The organism is Variovorax sp. GW821-FHT09A10, from assembly GCF_059418385.1.
In genome coordinates this window covers 188,242-203,681 of sequence record NZ_JBWKPT010000010.1, presented here as the reverse complement: position 1 = coordinate 203,681, position 15,440 = coordinate 188,242, and the positions used below count along the sequence as shown (strand labels likewise).

Below are 15,440 nucleotides of genomic sequence, written 5' to 3'. Positions count from 1 at the left end.
AGGGTAGGGTTTTACGTGGGTCAGTCTTAGACGGAAATTACTGCGTTAGCTGGGTCAATTTTCGGCGGCAATCAACACGGGGCGTGTTTTTCATCCAATTTTGAGCCAAAAAGTGTCCAATTTTTCATGATCGCTTGACCCTGCATTCGAGCTTTTCGCCCCACGAATGAAGGCATTGGATGGATCAATTGAAATGAAAAACGTGGATCAATGTTCAGCTAATTTAGTCGGGATGGGGATCGAACCTTATGCCAAGCGTCAGGCTTGAATTAGCGACGCCTACGAGGGCGCTTCGAGCAAGCCAGCAGCAGACCAACGCGGATGGCTTAAGCCTCTCCACGTTGCGTCGAATCAACATTGCCAGATCCTTTAAGCTGTTGATTTAATTGGATTTTTGCATCAGCTAGATAAGGCCGGTTGGGGCGGACGTTTTGCGTCAGTCCGCGGCGGGTGCTTCGGGAGCGGCCGGGGCGGCTTCTGCGTCGGGCGCCGCCTGCACTTCGGGCGCTGTGGCTGCTGCCGCTTCAGCGGCCACCGCTGCGGCAGCGGCTGCGGCCTCGGCCCGCTTCTTGTCGTCCCGCACGCGCTGCAGCGTGCGCGTCACGTCGCCGGGCTTCATGCCGTACATGTCGGCGAATTCCTGTTCGCTGCGGCCGCTGGCTTCGAAGGCGCGCAGCAGGGCTTCGCGCTTGGCGGCCTGCTGGGCGAGTTCGGCCAGGGCTTCGTCGACGACGGCGTTGTTGTTGGCGTCGCGCGAGCGCACCAGCACGGCATACGCCTCGTGGTCGAGGCCCGAGGCTTCGATGGCCTTGGCGATGCGCGTCACCAGCTGCGGACGCAGGTCTTCGCCGGGGTTGCGGTGCGAGCGGCGGCGGTGCAGCTCGAGGATGGCGTGGTGCACGTGCTCGGGCGCAACCGGGTCGAGCGCGTTGCCGTCGAGGTCATGGCGCGCATGGCCGGCGGCCACGCTCTCGAGGTAGCGCGTGGAGCGCGCATGCTGGCCCATCGCGATCTTCAGGTCTTCGGCCTTGAAGTCTTCGGGATGGCGTGCGATCAGCTCTTCGTACACGCCGAGCTTCAGCGGCACGAAGCGTGCGCCGAAGAGCTGCGGATACAGCGCGAACAGGCGCTCGAGCAGGGGGTTGACCTTGCGCGGTGCGCGTTGGGCTTCGGGCTGCTGTTGTTGCGGCTGCTGTCCGCGCGGCTTGCGCCCTTGCTGCGGCTGCTGCTGCCCATGCGGGCGCTGTTGCTTCGCGCGCGGCGGGCGTTGTTGCTGCTGCTGTTGTGCGGGGGCGGGCTGCGACGCCGACGCGTCAGCGCCTGCGTCGGTGCTGCCCGCGCCGGCCTTCAGCTGCTGCAGCTGCTCGGCCATGTCCGGGCGCTGGCGCCGTGCGTTGCGCGAGTTCGTGTTCGGGGCGGCGGTGGATGCGTCGGTCATACGGAAGGCTCGGCGATGGGCGCGAGGGATGGAAAGGGAAGAAAAAGAACAACCGGTCCCGCGCGGTCAGCGCGGCCGGAACATCCTGCGGGTATTGTCAGGGCGGATCGTCATGCGCGTGCAGCGCCTCGGTCGGGGACCTGTCGCCCGATCAGCAGCCGGAACGGCAGCAGCATCAGCACGCCGACACCGAGCTTCACGCCCAGGTCGCCGAGCGCCCAGGTGAGCCAGGGGCCGTCGGTGCCCGCAAAGGCGATGCCCCAGAAGACGATGCTGTCGAGCACGGCCGCGATCACCGTGGCCACCAGCGGCGCGCGCCACCACAGGCCCCGGCGCAGGCGGTCGAACACGCGGATGTCGAGCAGCTGCGAGGCGATGAAGGCCAGGCCCGAGGCGGCGGCGATGCGCGCCGGTGCGAGCAGCAGCGACACCGCCACGGCGACCGCGAAGCCGACCCAGGCCACGCGACGCGCCATGCCGGGGCCGAAGCGCCGGTTGACGAGGTCGCTCACGAGGTAGGCCACCGGGTAGGTGAAGGCGCCCCAGGTGAGCCAGTCGTTGATGGCGAACTGCACCAGGATGTTGGACGCGAGCACCACGGCGGCCATCGCCAGCGTGGCGACGGCCAGCTGGCCGGCGGTGGGACGGTGGAAGTGCATCGTCAAACCGCGCTGCCGAGCACGCTGCGCGCCACGGCCTCGGCCACCTTGATGCCGTCCACGCCGGCCGACAGGATGCCGCCCGCGTAGCTCGCGCCTTCGCCGGCCGGGTAGAGGCCGCGCACGTTGAGGCTCTGGAAGTCGTCGCCGCGCGTGATGCGGATGGGCGACGAGGTGCGCGTTTCCACGCCGGTGAGCACGGCGTCGTGCGTGTCGAAGCCCTTGATCTTGCGACCGAAGGCCGGGAAGGCTTCGCGCATCGCCTCGATGGCGTAGGCGGGCAGGGCCTGGTGCAGGTCGGTCGGTGTCACGCCGGGCTTGTACGACGGGATGATGCTGCCGAGCGCGGTCGACGGCTTGCCGGCGATGAAGTCGCCCACCAGCTGGCCGGGTGCGTGGTAGTTGCTGCCGCCGAGCACGTAGGCGTTGCTTTCGAGCTGGCGCTGCAGCGCGATGCCAGCCAGCGCATCGCCGGGGAAGTCCTTTGGGTCGATGCCCACCACGATGCCCGCGTTGGCGTTGCGCTCGTTGCGCGAGTACTGGCTCATGCCGTTGGTGACCACGCGGCCCGGCTCGCTGGTGGCCGCGACCACGGTGCCGCCGGGGCACATGCAGAAGCTGTAGACCGAGCGGCCGTTGCTGGCGTGGTGCACCAGCTTGTAGTCGGCCGCGCCGAGCAGCGGGTGGCCCGCGTGGCGGCCCCAGCGGGCGCGGTCGATGAGGCCCTGCGGGTGCTCCACGCGGAAGCCGATGGAGAAGGGCTTGGCCTCGATGTGCACGCCGCGGGCGTGCAGCATCTCGAAGGTGTCGCGCGAGCTGTGGCCCAGCGCCATCACGACGTGGTCGGCGCGCAGCTCGCTGCTGGTGCCGGTGGTCTGGTCCAGCACCGTGAGACCACGCAGGTGACCGTCTTCGATGTGCACGTCGGTCACGCGCTGCTCGAAGCGGATCTCGCCGCCGAGCGCGACGATCTGCTCGCGGATGTTCTCCACCACCTTCACCAGCTTGAAGGTGCCGATGTGCGGATGCGCGACGTACAAAATTTCGGGTGGCGCGCCGGCCTTCACGAACTCTTCCATCACCTTGCGGCCGAGGAAGCGCGGGTCCTTGATCTGGCTGTAGAGCTTGCCGTCCGAGAAGGTGCCGGCACCGCCTTCGCCGAACTGCACGTTCGACTCGGGGTTGAGCACGCTCTTGCGCCACAGGCCCCAGGTGTCGCGGGTGCGCTGGCGCACGGTCTTGCCGCGTTCGAGCACGATGGGCTTGAAGCCCATCTTCGCGAGCATCAGCGCCGCGAAGATGCCGCAGGGGCCGAAGCCGATCACCACCGGGCGCGTGGCGTCCCCAGGTGCCTGGCCCGGCGGCGTGTAGCGCATGTCGGGCGCGGGCTGGATGTGCGGGTGGCTGGCGTGCTTGGCCAGCAGCGCGGATTCGAGCGCGGCGTCGGCCAGCTGCACGTCGCAGATGTAGACCGTGAGCAGGTCGACCTTGCGGGCGTCGAAGCTGCGCTTGTAGACGGTGTGGGAGGCGATCGCTTCGGTCGGAACGTCGAGCGTTCGGGCGATCAGGGTGACCAGCGCCTCTGGGGCGTGGTCGAGCGGGAGTTTGAGTTCGGAGATTCGCAGCATGTCGTGGGGCTTGTGGTTATCAAGCAGCCGGGCATTTTAACGTCGCCATGCGTGGAACACCGCGGAACCGGCTTTGCCGGGCCGCTGGTGTTGCCCCCGGTAGGGGGTTGGAGAAGCGACACGAAGTGCGCGTAGCCTGGGGGCGAGCCAGATTACGCGGGCAGGAAGCCCTCGACCGAGAGGTAGCGCTCGCCGGTGTCGTAGTTGAAGCCCAGCACCACCGCATCGGGTGCCAGCGAGGGCAGCTTCTGCGCGATGGCCGCGAGCGTCGCGCCCGACGAGATGCCGACCAGGATGCCTTCCTCGACCGCGCAGCGGCGCGCCATTTCGCGCGCGGGTTCGGCGTCGACCTGCAGCACGCCGTCGAGCAGCGAGGTGTCCAGGTTCTTCGGAATGAAGCCCGCGCCGATGCCCTGGATGGGGTGGGGCGCCGGCGCGCCGCCCGAGATCACGGGCGAGGCCACGGGCTCCACCGCGAACACCTGCAGCTTGGGCCACTTCTTCTTGAGCACCTTCGCCACGCCGGTGATGTGGCCGCCCGTGCCCACGCCGGTGATGAGCACGTCGATGCCCTCGGGAAAGTCGGCCGCGATCTCTTCGGCCGTGGTGCGCACGTGCACGTCGACGTTGGCGGGGTTGTTGAACTGCTGCGGCATCCACGCGCCCGGCGTGCCGGCCACGATTTCCTCGGCGCGGGCGATGGAGCCCTTCATGCCGTTGGCGCGCGGCGTGAGGTCGAAGGTGGCGCCGTAGGCCAGCATGAGGCGGCGGCGCTCCACCGACATGCTGTCGGGCATCACCAGGATCAGCTTGTAGCCCTTGACGGCCGCGACCATCGCCAGGCCGATGCCGGTGTTGCCCGAGGTGGGCTCGACGATGGTGCCGCCGGGCTTGAGCGCGCCGCTCTTCTCGGCGTCTTCCACCATCGCGAGCGCGATGCGGTCCTTGATCGAGCCGCCGGGGTTGGCGCGCTCCGACTTGATCCAGACCTGCTGCTTCGCATGGCCGAACAGGCGGTTGATGCGGATGTGCGGCGTGTTGCCGATGGTCTGGAGGATGTTCTGGGCCTTCATGGAATCTCCTTGGGTGCGAGGGTCGGATGGTCAGCGCGCATTGTGGCGCCCCCTGGGCCGGGTTGCACCCGGCCCGCGACCGTTTCAGCCCGAGGGATGGCAGGCCGTTGCGGTTCAGGCCTCCAGGGCTTCCAACGGCCCGAAGAACTCGTAGCGAAGCTGCTGCTTCGGCACGCCGAGCGCCAGCCCGTTCGCATACACCGCCTGCATGAAGGGCTTCGGCCCGAGAAAGTACAGGTCGACATCGCGGTCTTCCGGCAACAGCCCGGCCAGCAGCTCGCGGGTGACGAAGCCGGTCGCATGCGGCGTGTCGCTCTCGCGCGGCGCGTCGTAGACATACAGCGGCTTCACGTTCGCATGCCGCTGCGCCAGCGCGTCCACGCGGGCGCGGAAGGCATGCGCGCCGCCGTGCCGCGCCGCATGGACGAAGTGCACCGGCCGGCCCGTGTGGGCCATCGACTCGAGCATGCTCATGGCGGGCGTGATGCCCACGCCGCCCGTCACCAGCACCAGCGGACGGGTCTGCTCGCCCGCGGGCTGCAGCACGAAGTCGCCGCACGGTGCCTGCGCCTGCAGCCGCGTGCCGACCGCGGCGGCCTCGTGCAGCCAGTTCGAGGCGCGACCGCCTTCTTCCTTCTTCACGCTGATGCGGTACCACGGCTTGCCCGGCGCGTCGGACAGCGAGTAGTTGCGCCGCACCGGCTGGCCGTCGATCTCCAGCACCAGCGTGAGGTATTGCCCCGGCGAGAACGCCAGCAGCGCGCCGCCGTCCACGGGCTCCAGGTAGAACGAGGTGATGACCTCGCTTTCGTCCTCGCGCCGGGCCACGCGGAATTCGCGCGTGCCGCGCCATCCACCGGGTTGCGCCGCGTTGGCGCTGTAGACGGCTTCTTCCGCGGCGATGAGCAGGCCCGCCAGCGATTCGTAGGCTTCGCCCCAGGCGGCGATCACCTCGTCGGTCGCGGCATCGCCGAGCACCTCCTTCACGGCGCGCAGCAGGTAGTGGCCGACGATCGGGTAGTGCTCCGGCAGCACGCCCAGCGCGGCGTGCTTCTGGATGATGCGGGGCAGGGCGCCGGCGATCGCTTCGAGTCGGTCGATGTGTGCGCCGTACGCGATGACCGCGCCCGCCAGCGCGCGCGCCTGCGTGCCGGCGGCTTGGTGCGCTTCGTTGAAGAAGGCCTTCACCTGCGGATGGCCCTCGAACATGATCTTGTAGAAGTGGCTGGTGATGGCCTCGCCGTGGGCCTGAAGCGCGGGCACGGTGGACTTGACGATGGCGATGGTTTGCGGGTTCATGGTCTGACGCTTCTTCTGTTGAGATGCCTTTGTCTTCTCACGATCCGTGCCAGCCGGAAGGCCGCTGCAAGTGCTTGACGCCATTGGGGATTTATCAGGCGTGGTCAAATTCACAACAAATTCAAGGTTGTATTTATGACCACATTGCGTGTCGATTCGACCACCGAGGCCCCGCCGCCCGAGCCCGAAGCCGAGGCTGCCCGCTACCGGTCGCTGCTCGCCGCCGCGCGCGGACTGGTCCGCTGCGATGCCGCCGCGCTGCTGCAGCTCGACGTCGACGTGCTGAAGCCCGTCGCGGTCGACGGCCTGAGCGATGAGACCCTCGGGCGCCAGTTTCCCGTCGCCGCCCATCCGCGTTTTGCGCGCCTGCTCGCCAGCGAACGGGGCCTGCGTTTCGCCCACGACAGCAACCTGCCCGACCCGTACGACGGCCTCGTTGCCGGCCAGCCGGGCATCCTGCCGGTGCACGACTGCATGGGCGCGCCGCTGCGCCTGCGCGGCGCCGTCTGGGGGCTGCTCACGCTGGATGCGCTGGAGCCACACGCCTTCGACGCCGTGGGCCCGGCGCAGATGGAGGCACTGGTCGCGCTCGTCGAAACCGGCATCGAGGCCGCCCACACGATCCGCGAGATGCAGGCGCGCGCGATGCGCGAGCAGGCCGTCGCGCAGGCCCTGCGCGCAGGGCGTGGCGCCCCGCGCGAGCTGCTGGGCAGCAGCCCGGCGATGAAGCAGCTGTGCCACGAGATCGACACCGTCGCCGTGTCCGACCTCACGGTGCTGCTGCTCGGCGAAACCGGCGTCGGCAAGGACCTGGTCGCGCAGCGCCTGCACGCGCGCTCGCGCCGCAGCGAGCAGCCGCTCGTGCAGGTCAACTGCGCGGCGCTGCCCGAGTCGCTGGCCGACAGCGAGCTCTTCGGCCACAAGCGCGGCGCGTTCACCGGCGCCGTGCAGGACCGCGACGGCAAGTTCGAGATCGCCGACGGCGGCACGCTCTTTCTCGACGAGGTCGGCGAGCTGCCGCTGAGCGTGCAGGCCAAGCTGCTGCGCGTGCTGCAAAGCGGCGAGGTGCAGCGCCCCGGCAGCGACCGCATGCGCAAGGTCGACGTGCGCGTGATCGCGGCCACCAACCGCGACCTGCCCGCGGCGATCGCGCAGGGGCGTTTTCGCGCCGACCTGTACCACCGGCTGTCGGTCTATCCGCTCGTCGTCGCGCCGCTGCGCGAACGGGGGCGCGACGTGCTCGTGCTGGCCGGCAGCTTTCTCGAGGAGAACCAGCACCGGCTGGGCGCGCGCAACCTGCGGCTCTCGCCGGCGTCGAAGGCCGCCATGCTGGCGCACGGCTGGCCGGGCAATGTGCGCGAGCTCGAGCATGTGATCAGCCGCGCCTCGCTGCGGGCGTTCAGGGAGCAGCCGCGCGGCTCGCGCTGGACGGCCATCGAACCGCATCACCTGGCGCTGGACAGCGCTGCCGTCGTGGGAAGCGCCATGGCAGCGCCCGCGCAGGCCCCGGCGAATGAACATGCGGGGCCTGCCATCGCGGGCGGCACGCTGCGCGAGGCGACCGAAGCCTTCCAGCGGGCCTGGCTCTCGGAACTGCTCGCCCGCCACGGCGGTCGCGTGGCCAGCGCCGCGCGCGAGGCCGGCATCGACCGCAGCAACTTCCATCGAACGCTGCGCAAGCTGGGCCTGATGCAGGCCGGCGACAGCGAAACGCCCGGCTGACGACCGGCGCGCGGCGTCGCTTGAAGGGTCATTGACGGGGCGGGCGATAATCGAGCGGTGAAGCACGCCAGACCGCCGCTGGTGCAAGCCCGAAAGGGACGATGCTCTGCCTTCGGGCAACAGCATCGGGTCGAAAGATCGCACTGGAGGAACGTCCGGACTGCACAGGACAGCGCAGGAGTTAACGACTCTCCACCGTGAGGTGAGGATCAGAGCAACAGAGACGAGCCGATTCAGTTCGGGTGAAACGGGCAATCTCTGCGCGCAGCAACACCAAGTAGGCCAGTATCGAGGTGGTTCCGCTGAGCTGGCGGGTAGGTGGCATCGAGCCGTTTGGCGACAAACGGCCCAGAGTAATGGCGGTCACGCCGGGGTCTTCGCAAGAGGGCTCCGGTGCACAGAATCCGGCTTATCGGCGAGCTTCACACTTTTCTTTCTCTCCCCCTTTTTCCTTGGGTCGCGTGCCGGTGACGTGCGCCGTCGCGTGCAAGACTCGGTAGAAACCCGTACAATTGTTAGCAAGCTAACTAATTGATAACGCCGTGGCCGATACCGAACCCATCTCCCCGTTGCGCGAGCACGCGCTGATGCGGCTCGGCACCTCGCTGTCGGTGCTCCAGCGCGGCTACCGCGCGGCGGCCGACAAGGCGGTGGCGCATGTGGGCCTGTCGCAGACGCTGGCCTGGCCGGTCGTGGTGCTCGGGCGCATGGAAGACGGCGTGCGCCAGGGCACGGTGGCCGAGGCGCTGGGCATCGAAGGGCCCTCGCTGGTGCGCTCGCTCGACCAGCTGGTCGAGGCCGGTTTTGTCGAGCGCCGCGAAGACCCGGCCGACCGCCGCGCCAAGACGCTGCACCTCACGCCCGCCGGCCGGGCCGTCTGCGAGCCCATCGAGGCGGCGCTGCGCCAGATGCGCGCCGCGCTGTTCGAAGGCATTCCCGACGAGGACATCGCCGCCACCCTGCGCGTCTTCGGCGCGCTCGAGGCCAAGCTCGGCCGCAGTGCCGCCGGCATGCAGAGCCTGCAGCAGGAAGGGCGCGGCCAGTAAATGGCACTGTCGATGGCCCTGCCGCGCTTCACCCGCGCGGAAGTTCTCTTTTCCGTCAAGAGCTTCGCCGCCGCGATGCTGGCGATGTACCTGGCCAGCCGCGCCGGCCTGCCGCGCCCGTTCTGGGCGCTCATGACCACCTACGTCGTCGCCCATCCGCTGGCCGGCGCCGTGCGCTCCAAGGCGATGTTCCGCTTCTGCGGCACGCTCATCGGCAGCGTCGCCACCGTGCTCATGGTGCCCGCGCTGTCCAACGCGCCCGAGCTGCTCACGCTGGTGCTCGCGCTGTGGGTCGGGCTGTGCCTGTACATCTCGCTGCTCGACCGCACGCCGCGCTCGTACGTCTTCATGCTCGCGGGCTACACGGCGGCGCTGATCGGTTTTCCGTCGGTGCAGACGCCGCTCGTGCTGTTCGACACCGCCGTGGCGCGCGTGGAAGAGATCGGCCTGGGCATCTTCTGCGCCACGCTGGTCCACAGCCTCGTGCTGCCCGCGGGGCTCGCGCCCACCGTGCTGGGCCTGCTCGACCGCACGCTGAAAGACGCGCGCCAGTGGCTCGGCGACCTGTTCCAGCCCGGCGACCGCAGCACCCCCAAGGACGCCGACCCGAAGCGCCTGGACGACGACCGCCGCCGCCTCGCGGGCGACATCACGCAGCTGCGCCTGCTCTCGACCCACGTGCCCTTCGACACCACGCACCTGCGCTGGACCGCCGGCGCGATCCGCGCCATGCAGGACCGCGTGGCGGCGCTCACGCCCGCGCTGTCGGCCGTCGAAGACCGGCTGCAGGCGCTGGCGCAGGCCGAAGGCCGCCTCGCGCCGGACGTCACCACCGTGCTCGCGCTGGCCGCGCAGTGGCTGCGCGACGAACGCGATCCGGCCGTCGACGCGTCGGCCCGCCTGCAGGCGCTGCGCCAGGCGATCGCCGCGCTGGGCAGCGCGCAGGACACGGGGCTCACGCCCTGGGCCCGCGCGCTGCGCATCGGCCTCGCGGGGCGGCTCGAAGAACTGGTCGACGGCTGGACCGCCTGCGCCCAGCTGCGCCGCGACATCGACGAAGGCCTGAAGGGCGGCGCGCCGCTGCGCCGCACGGCCGCGCTCGGCCAGCGCGCGATGCACCGCGACCACGGCATGGCGCTGCTCTCCGCGCTCGCGGCCGTCATCGCCATCTGCCTGTGCGGCGCGTTCTGGATCCTCACGGGCTGGCCCACGGGCTCGGCCGCCACCATGATGGCTGCGGTCTTCTGCTGCTTCTTCGCGACCATGGACGACCCGGTGCCGGCGATCCACGGCTTCCTGAAGTGGACGCTGTGGTCCATTCCCATCTCGGCCGTCTACGTGCTCGTGCTCATGCCCACGGTGCAGGACTTCGGCATGCTGGTCGTGATCTGCGCGCCGCTCTTCCTGCTGCTGGGCCTGTACCTGCCGCGCCCGACGCACTTCATGGCCGCGATGGCGCTGGTCTTCGGCGTGTCGGGCACGCTCGCGATGCACGACACCGCCAGCGCCGACCTCGTGAGCTTCATCAACAGCATGATCGGCCAGGTCGTCGGCGTGCTGGTCGCAGCGCGCGTCACGCGGCTGGTGCGCTCGGTGGGCGCCGACTGGAGCGCGCGCCGCATCCAGCGCGCCACCTGGCGCGAGCTCGGCGACATGGCCGCTTCCTCCCAGCCGCAGTACGCACAGAGCGACGCTTATGCCGTGCGCATGCTCGACCGCATCGGCCTGCTGGCGCCGCGCATCGCGCAGGCCGGCGGCACCGTCGAGGGCGTGGCCGCCAACGACGCGCTGCGCGACCTGCGCATGGGCGCCGACATCGCCGTGCTGCAGCGCGTGCGCGCCCAGTTGCCGATGGCCACCTCGGCCGCGCTGCTCGGCGGCATCGCGCGCTTCTTCCGCCAGCGCGGCGAAGGCCGCATGGCGCCGCGACCGACGGCGCTGCTGCCGCAGATCGATGAAGCGCTGGCGGCGGTGCTCGCTGCGCGCGACAGCTCCACCGCGTCGCGCGCCGCCGTCACCGCGCTGGTCGGCCTGCGCCGCAACCTGTTCCCCGACGCGCCGCCTTCGCTCGCGGCTGTGTCCGTGTCCTCTTCACCGCAAGGAGCTTCCGCATGATCGGCGAAGCCAGTTTCTACGGGCTCTACGTGCCCTGGCTCATGCTGCTGGCCGCCGCCGCGCTGCTCGCCCTGTGGGGCGTGCGCCGGCTGCTCGCCGCCACCGGCCTGTACCGCTGGGTGTGGCACCCGGCGCTGTTCGACATGGCGCTGTACCTGCTGCTGCTGTACGGCCTGAGCCGCCTCACGGCGCACCTGCAATGACAACGCAAACCACACAGAGATTCCCATGAAAGCCAACCCCTTCGCAGACAACCCCCGGGCCCAGAGCCTGCTGCGCGTTCTCCTCACCGTGGCCGTGGTGGCCGCCGCCGTCTGGGCGGGCTTTCGCCTGTGGGACCACTACGAGCTCGCGCCGTGGACGCGCGACGGCCGCGTGCGCGCCAACGTGGTCCAGATCGCGCCCGACGTGTCGGGCCTCGTCACCGCCGTGCCGATCCGCGACAACCAATCGGTCGCCGCTGGCACGCTGCTGTTCGAGGTGGACCGTGCGCGCTACGACCTCGCCGTGCGCCAGGCGCAGGCCGCGCTCGCCGCGCAGCGCGCCGTGAGCGCCCAGGCCCAGCGCGAGAACGCGCGCAACACGGGGCTCGACGAGCTGGTGTCGAAGGAGTCGCGCGAACAGACCCGCGCCCGCGTCGAGCAGGCCCAGGCCGCCGTCGCGCAGGCCGAGGTGGCGCTCGATTCGGCGCGCCTGAACCTGCAGCGCGCCGAAGTGCGCGCGCCGGCCGACGGCCTCGTCACCAACCTCGACCTGCGCCAGGGCAGCTACGCCGCCGCCGGCCGGCCGGTGCTCGCGCTGGTCGATGCGCAGTCGTTCTACGTCGAGGGCTACTTCGAAGAAACCAAGCTGCCGCGCATCCACCTGGGCGACCGCGTGCGCGTGACGCCGATGGGCGGCGGCGCGGTGCTCGAAGGCGCGGTCGACAGCGTGGCCGCCGGCATCGCCGACCGCGACCGCTCCACCAGCGCCAACCTGCTGCCCAGCGTGAACCCGACCTTCAACTGGGTGCGGCTGGCGCAGCGCATCCCGGTGCGCGTGAAGCTCGACCCATTGCCCGAGGGCGCGCGCCTCGTGGCCGGCCAGACGGTCACCGTGCAGGTCCTCGAACACGACGCGGCCCACGCTGCCGCCGCACCGAAGAAGGGATGACCGCCATGACCCGCTTCGCCTTTCGCATGGCTTCGCTCGCGGTCGCGGCCGGGCTCGCGGCCTGCGCGGCGGTCGGCCCCGACTACCGGCAGCCGCCCGAGGCGCTGGCCAGCCAGCCCGCTGCCGCGAAGCCGTTCGCCGAAGCACCGGCCAACGCCGCGCCGCTGCCCGCGCACTGGTGGCGCCTGTACCACGACCCGCTGCTCGACCGGCTCGTCACCCAGGCCCTCGCGCACAACACCGACCTGCGCCAGGCCGTCGCCAACCTCGAGCGCGAACGCGCCATCGAAACCGAAGTGGCCGGCGCCAAGTACCCCACGATCGGCGTGAACGCCGGGCCCTCGTTCGGCCACGTCTCGGGCCTGTCGCTGCTGCAAAAGGGCTACGAGCCGCCGAACACCTTCAACTACAGCGCGGGCGCGTCGCTGTCGTACCAGGTCGACCTGTTCGGCCAGATCCGCCGCGCCATCGAGGCCTCGGCCGCCAGCAGCCAGGCCGCCGAAGCCGCGCTCGACCTCGTGCGCGTGAACGTCGCGGCCGGCACCGCGCGCGCCTACGCCGAAGCCTGCTCGGCCGGCCTGCGGCTGCAGATCGCGCAGAAGTCGGTCGCGCTGCAACAAGACGCCGTGAACGTCACCGAGCGCCTGCAACGCGCGGGCCGCGCCGGCGCCATCGACGCCGGCCGCGCGCGCGCCCAGCTCGCGCAGCTCGACGCCGCGCTGCCGCCGCTGAAGGCCCAGCGCCAGGGCGCGCTCTACCGCCTGGCCACGCTCACCGGCGCACTGCCGCAAGACTTTCCGCGCGAGGTGGCCGACTGCACCACGCCGCCGCGCGTGGCCGGTGCCCTGCCGGTGGGCGACGGCGCCGCGCTGCTGCGCCGCCGGCCCGACATCCGCCAGGCCGAGCGCAGCCTCGCTGCCTCCACCGCGCGCGTCGGCGTGGCCACGGCCGACCTCTATCCGAAGGTCACGCTGGGCCTGTCGGGCTCGTCGGCCGGCCATGCCACCGGCTTCGGCCGCCAGGACACGCTGGCTTGGAGCGTGGGCCCGCTGATCTCGTGGACCGTGCCCAACACCGGCGCCGCGCAGGCCCGCATCGCGCAGGCCGAGGCCGGCACGCGCGCCGCGCTCGCCAAGTTCGACGGCACCGTGCTGACGGCGTTGCGCGAGACCGAGACCGCGCTCGGCACCTACGCCCGCGAGCTCGACCGCCGCGCCGCCCTGCAGGCCTCGCGCGACGAAAGCGCCAAGGTCGCCGCGCAGGCGCGCCAGCTGTACCGCAACGGCCGCACCGCCTACCTCGACGCGCTCGACGCCGAACGCGCACTGGCCGGTGCCGACGCCGCCTTGGCCGCCAGCGACGCGCAACTGGCCGACGACCAGGTCGTGCTGTTCATGGCGCTCGGCGGCGGCTGGGAACCGGCGGACGACGCGCTCGCTCAAGTCAATCAGGGCCAGCAAAGCAAGCCCACCCCGACGGTCCGATGACCGAATCCTTGCCGCCACGCCCGCGGCACGCGCCGCTCTGGCTGCTCGCGCTCGTCACCTTCAGCGGCACGTTGGCGATGCACGTCTTCGTGCCCGCGCTGCCCATCGCCGCGAAGAACCTCGGCGCCGGCATGGGCGCGATGCAGATGACGGTGAGCCTGTACATCCTCGGCCTGGCCGCCGGGCAGCTGGTGTACGGACCGCTGGCCGACCGCTTCGGTCGGCGGCCGGTGCTGCTGGCGGGGCTCGCGATCTATGCCGTGTCGGGCCTGGCCGCGGCCGTGGCGCCCGATGTGCATGCGCTGATCGCCGCGCGCCTGTTCCAGGCCGTGGGCGGCTGCGCGGGGCTCGTGCTGGGCCGCAGCATCGTGCGCGACACGGCCGAGCCGCAGGAGGCCACGCGCCGCCTCGCACTCATGAACCTCATGGTGGCCGTGGGCCCGAGCGTGGCGCCGCTCGTCGGCGGCGCGCTGGCCACCGCGCTGGGCTGGCGCTCGATCTTCTACGCGCTCTTCACGCTCGGCGTTGTCGGCTTTCTCTTCGCCTGGCGCCTGCTGCCCGAGACCGGCTCACCGGGCGCGGCGCTCGACGGTGCCGCGCTCGCACGCAACTACCGGCAGCTCGTGGGCTCGCGCGCGTTTGTCGGCTTCTCGGTCGGCGGCGGTTGCGCCACCACGTCGATGTACGCCTTCATCGCCTCGGCGCCCTTCATCTTCGTGGACCAGCTGCACCGGCCCGCGCACGAGGCGGGCATCTACCTGGCGATCCTCGTGTCGGGCGTGTGGCTCGGCAGCTTTCTCACGAGCCGGCTGATCTCGCGCGTGCGGCTCGACCGGCTCATGGTGCGTTCCAACGCGCTGAGCGTGGTCGCCGCCTTCGTGCTGCTGGGCGCGGCGCTCGCGGGGCAGCTCTCGGTGCCGCTGATCGTCGCGAGCATGTTCCTCTTCACGGTGGGCGCCGGCATGGCCTCGCCGGCCGCGCTGACGCTGGCGATCGGCGTCAATCCGAAGGTCATCGGTTCGGCCTCGGGGCTGTACGGCGCCACGCAGATGGCAATCGGTGCGCTGTGCACCGCGCTCGCGGGCCTGGGCCATGCCAACCCCGCGCTCGCGGCGGCGGCCGTGCTGGCCGGGGCGGGCATCGTGGCCCAGCTGTCGTTCGGCGTCGGCCTGCGCGCGCAGGCCGCGGCGGCCACCACGCTCAGCGCGTGAACAGCCAGCCGCCCTTGGGCTGGCGCATGAGTTCGTGGCGCTTGATGGCGCGCTCCTCGCCGTCGTCGCCCACATAGACCACGTCGAAGCGCAGCAGCCGGGGCGACACCAGCTTCCAGTTCTGGATGCGCTGCACCGTCACGCAGGCGGTCTTGTCGTGGTACTGCATCTCGGCCATCGGCCCGCCCTGGAAGCCCGTGCCGTCGAACAGCCGGCCGGGCGCCGCGAAGGGGTTGAGCACCGCGCCGTTGCGCGCCGTGATGCAGCCTTCGGTGCGCAGGAAGGATTCGATGGTTGACGACGCGCTCTCCACCACCTTGCCCACCGCGGGGCTCGGGGGCTTGCCGCCGACGGCTTCGCGGATGCGGTCCACCTGCACCGCGGTGATCGGCGCGAGGCCGTCCTTCGAGACCACCGTGGGCGGCGATGCAGGCGGGGTGGCCGTCGCGGCGGTCGGCGAACCGACCGGCGCGTCGGGGAACAGCAGGGCCGTGAGGTAGCTGCAGCCCGCCAGCAGCGTCAGGGGCAGGGTGCAGGCCAGGGTGCGGATCGGTGTGCCGAACTTCATGGTGCTGGTATCTCCCGTGTGCGGCGCGGGGCCGCTGTCTTC

General features: G+C 70.7%; 13 protein-coding genes and 1 other RNA gene. 8 read left to right on the top strand and 6 right to left on the bottom strand.

All coding sequences use genetic code 11. The features are described 5' to 3' along the window. Nucleotides 1-436: 436 nt before the first annotated feature. The 5 genes from AC07Q9_RS27770 to hmpA form a co-directional block, all read right to left on the bottom strand. The gene (locus AC07Q9_RS27770) at nucleotides 437-1,438 is read right to left on the bottom strand and encodes a ProQ/FinO family protein (protein WP_495312510.1); all 1,002 of its coding nucleotides are present in this window, start codon (nucleotides 1,436-1,438) and stop codon (nucleotides 437-439) included. Nucleotides 1,439-1,548: 110 nt separating this feature from the next. Next, complete coding sequence (locus AC07Q9_RS27765; protein ID WP_495312509.1) at nucleotides 1,549-2,097, bottom strand: VUT family protein; 549 nt, start codon at nucleotides 2,095-2,097, stop codon at nucleotides 1,549-1,551. Between the two features lie 2 nt (nucleotides 2,098-2,099). After that, complete coding sequence (locus AC07Q9_RS27760; RefSeq protein ID WP_495312508.1) at nucleotides 2,100-3,725, bottom strand: NAD(P)/FAD-dependent oxidoreductase; 1,626 nt, start codon at nucleotides 3,723-3,725, stop codon at nucleotides 2,100-2,102. Between the two features lie 152 nt (nucleotides 3,726-3,877). Next, nucleotides 3,878-4,798, bottom strand: coding sequence for a cysteine synthase A (cysK, locus tag AC07Q9_RS27755; protein ID WP_492741037.1), 921 nt, complete (start codon nucleotides 4,796-4,798; stop codon nucleotides 3,878-3,880). Between the two features lie 114 nt (nucleotides 4,799-4,912). Beyond that, the gene (gene hmpA, locus AC07Q9_RS27750) at nucleotides 4,913-6,097 is read right to left on the bottom strand and encodes an NO-inducible flavohemoprotein (RefSeq protein ID WP_495312507.1); all 1,185 of its coding nucleotides are present in this window, start codon (nucleotides 6,095-6,097) and stop codon (nucleotides 4,913-4,915) included. Nucleotides 6,098-6,232: 135 nt separating this feature from the next. Here hmpA and norR point away from each other — a divergent pair, with 135 nt between their 5' ends. The 8 genes from norR (at nucleotide 6,233) to AC07Q9_RS27710 (ending at nucleotide 14,830) form a co-directional block, all read left to right on the top strand. Next, nucleotides 6,233-7,819 (top strand): nitric oxide reductase transcriptional regulator NorR, encoded by a 1,587-nt coding sequence (norR, locus tag AC07Q9_RS27745; RefSeq protein WP_495312506.1) that lies wholly within the window; start codon nucleotides 6,233-6,235, stop codon nucleotides 7,817-7,819. Between the two features lie 59 nt (nucleotides 7,820-7,878). Next, nucleotides 7,879-8,247: RNase P RNA component class A (rnpB, locus tag AC07Q9_RS27740), an RNA gene on the top strand. Between the two features lie 159 nt (nucleotides 8,248-8,406). Then, nucleotides 8,407-8,865: a MarR family winged helix-turn-helix transcriptional regulator gene (locus AC07Q9_RS27735; protein ID WP_139701559.1), complete on the top strand. Its 459-nt coding sequence runs from the start codon at nucleotides 8,407-8,409 to the stop codon at nucleotides 8,863-8,865. Beyond that, nucleotides 8,866-10,980 carry an FUSC family protein gene (locus AC07Q9_RS27730; protein WP_495312505.1) on the top strand — a complete coding sequence of 705 codons (2,115 nt, stop codon included), beginning with the start codon at nucleotides 8,866-8,868 and terminating at the stop codon, nucleotides 10,978-10,980. Next, complete coding sequence (locus tag AC07Q9_RS27725) at nucleotides 10,977-11,183, top strand: DUF1656 domain-containing protein (protein WP_099795029.1); 207 nt, start codon at nucleotides 10,977-10,979, stop codon at nucleotides 11,181-11,183. Before AC07Q9_RS27730 ends, AC07Q9_RS27725 begins: the two co-directional genes overlap by 4 nt. Nucleotides 11,184-11,208: 25 nt before the next feature. Further along, nucleotides 11,209-12,132 carry an efflux RND transporter periplasmic adaptor subunit gene (locus tag AC07Q9_RS27720; RefSeq protein ID WP_495312504.1) on the top strand — a complete coding sequence of 308 codons (924 nt, stop codon included), beginning with the start codon at nucleotides 11,209-11,211 and terminating at the stop codon, nucleotides 12,130-12,132. Continuing rightward, nucleotides 12,129-13,619, top strand: a complete 1,491-nt coding sequence (locus tag AC07Q9_RS27715; protein ID WP_495312503.1) for an efflux transporter outer membrane subunit — start codon at nucleotides 12,129-12,131, stop codon at nucleotides 13,617-13,619. The genes AC07Q9_RS27720 and AC07Q9_RS27715 overlap by 4 nt, the downstream gene beginning before the upstream one ends. After that, the gene (locus tag AC07Q9_RS27710; RefSeq protein WP_495312502.1) at nucleotides 13,616-14,830 is read left to right on the top strand and encodes a multidrug effflux MFS transporter; all 1,215 of its coding nucleotides are present in this window, start codon (nucleotides 13,616-13,618) and stop codon (nucleotides 14,828-14,830) included. The genes AC07Q9_RS27715 and AC07Q9_RS27710 overlap by 4 nt, the downstream gene beginning before the upstream one ends. Here the strand turns inward: AC07Q9_RS27710 and AC07Q9_RS27705 are convergent. After that, a complete protein-coding gene (locus AC07Q9_RS27705; RefSeq protein WP_495301550.1) occupies nucleotides 14,820-15,398 on the bottom strand; it encodes a hypothetical protein in 579 nt (192 codons plus the stop codon). The genes AC07Q9_RS27710 and AC07Q9_RS27705 overlap by 11 nt on opposite strands. Nucleotides 15,399-15,440: the final 42 nt, after the last annotated feature.

Bases quoted from the DNA above. Each gene is read 5' to 3' on its own strand.
- AC07Q9_RS27770 (WP_495312510.1), bottom strand. From the start codon at position 1,438: ATGACCGACGCATCCACCGCCGCCCCGAACACGAACTCGCGCAACGCA.
- AC07Q9_RS27765 (WP_495312509.1), bottom strand. From the start codon at position 2,097: ATGCACTTCCACCGTCCCACCGCCGGCCAGCTGGCCGTCGCCACGCTG.
- AC07Q9_RS27760 (WP_495312508.1), bottom strand. From the start codon at position 3,725: ATGCTGCGAATCTCCGAACTCAAACTCCCGCTCGACCACGCCCCAGAG.
- cysK (WP_492741037.1), bottom strand. From the start codon at position 4,798: ATGAAGGCCCAGAACATCCTCCAGACCATCGGCAACACGCCGCACATC.
- hmpA (WP_495312507.1), bottom strand. From the start codon at position 6,097: ATGAACCCGCAAACCATCGCCATCGTCAAGTCCACCGTGCCCGCGCTT.
- norR (WP_495312506.1), top strand. From the start codon at position 6,233: ATGACCACATTGCGTGTCGATTCGACCACCGAGGCCCCGCCGCCCGAG.
- AC07Q9_RS27735 (WP_139701559.1), top strand. From the start codon at position 8,407: ATGCGGCTCGGCACCTCGCTGTCGGTGCTCCAGCGCGGCTACCGCGCG.
- AC07Q9_RS27730 (WP_495312505.1), top strand. From the start codon at position 8,866: ATGGCACTGTCGATGGCCCTGCCGCGCTTCACCCGCGCGGAAGTTCTC.
- AC07Q9_RS27725 (WP_099795029.1), top strand. From the start codon at position 10,977: ATGATCGGCGAAGCCAGTTTCTACGGGCTCTACGTGCCCTGGCTCATG.
- AC07Q9_RS27720 (WP_495312504.1), top strand. From the start codon at position 11,209: ATGAAAGCCAACCCCTTCGCAGACAACCCCCGGGCCCAGAGCCTGCTG.
- AC07Q9_RS27715 (WP_495312503.1), top strand. From the start codon at position 12,129: ATGACCGCCATGACCCGCTTCGCCTTTCGCATGGCTTCGCTCGCGGTC.
- AC07Q9_RS27710 (WP_495312502.1), top strand. From the start codon at position 13,616: ATGACCGAATCCTTGCCGCCACGCCCGCGGCACGCGCCGCTCTGGCTG.
- AC07Q9_RS27705 (WP_495301550.1), bottom strand. From the start codon at position 15,398: ATGAAGTTCGGCACACCGATCCGCACCCTGGCCTGCACCCTGCCCCTG.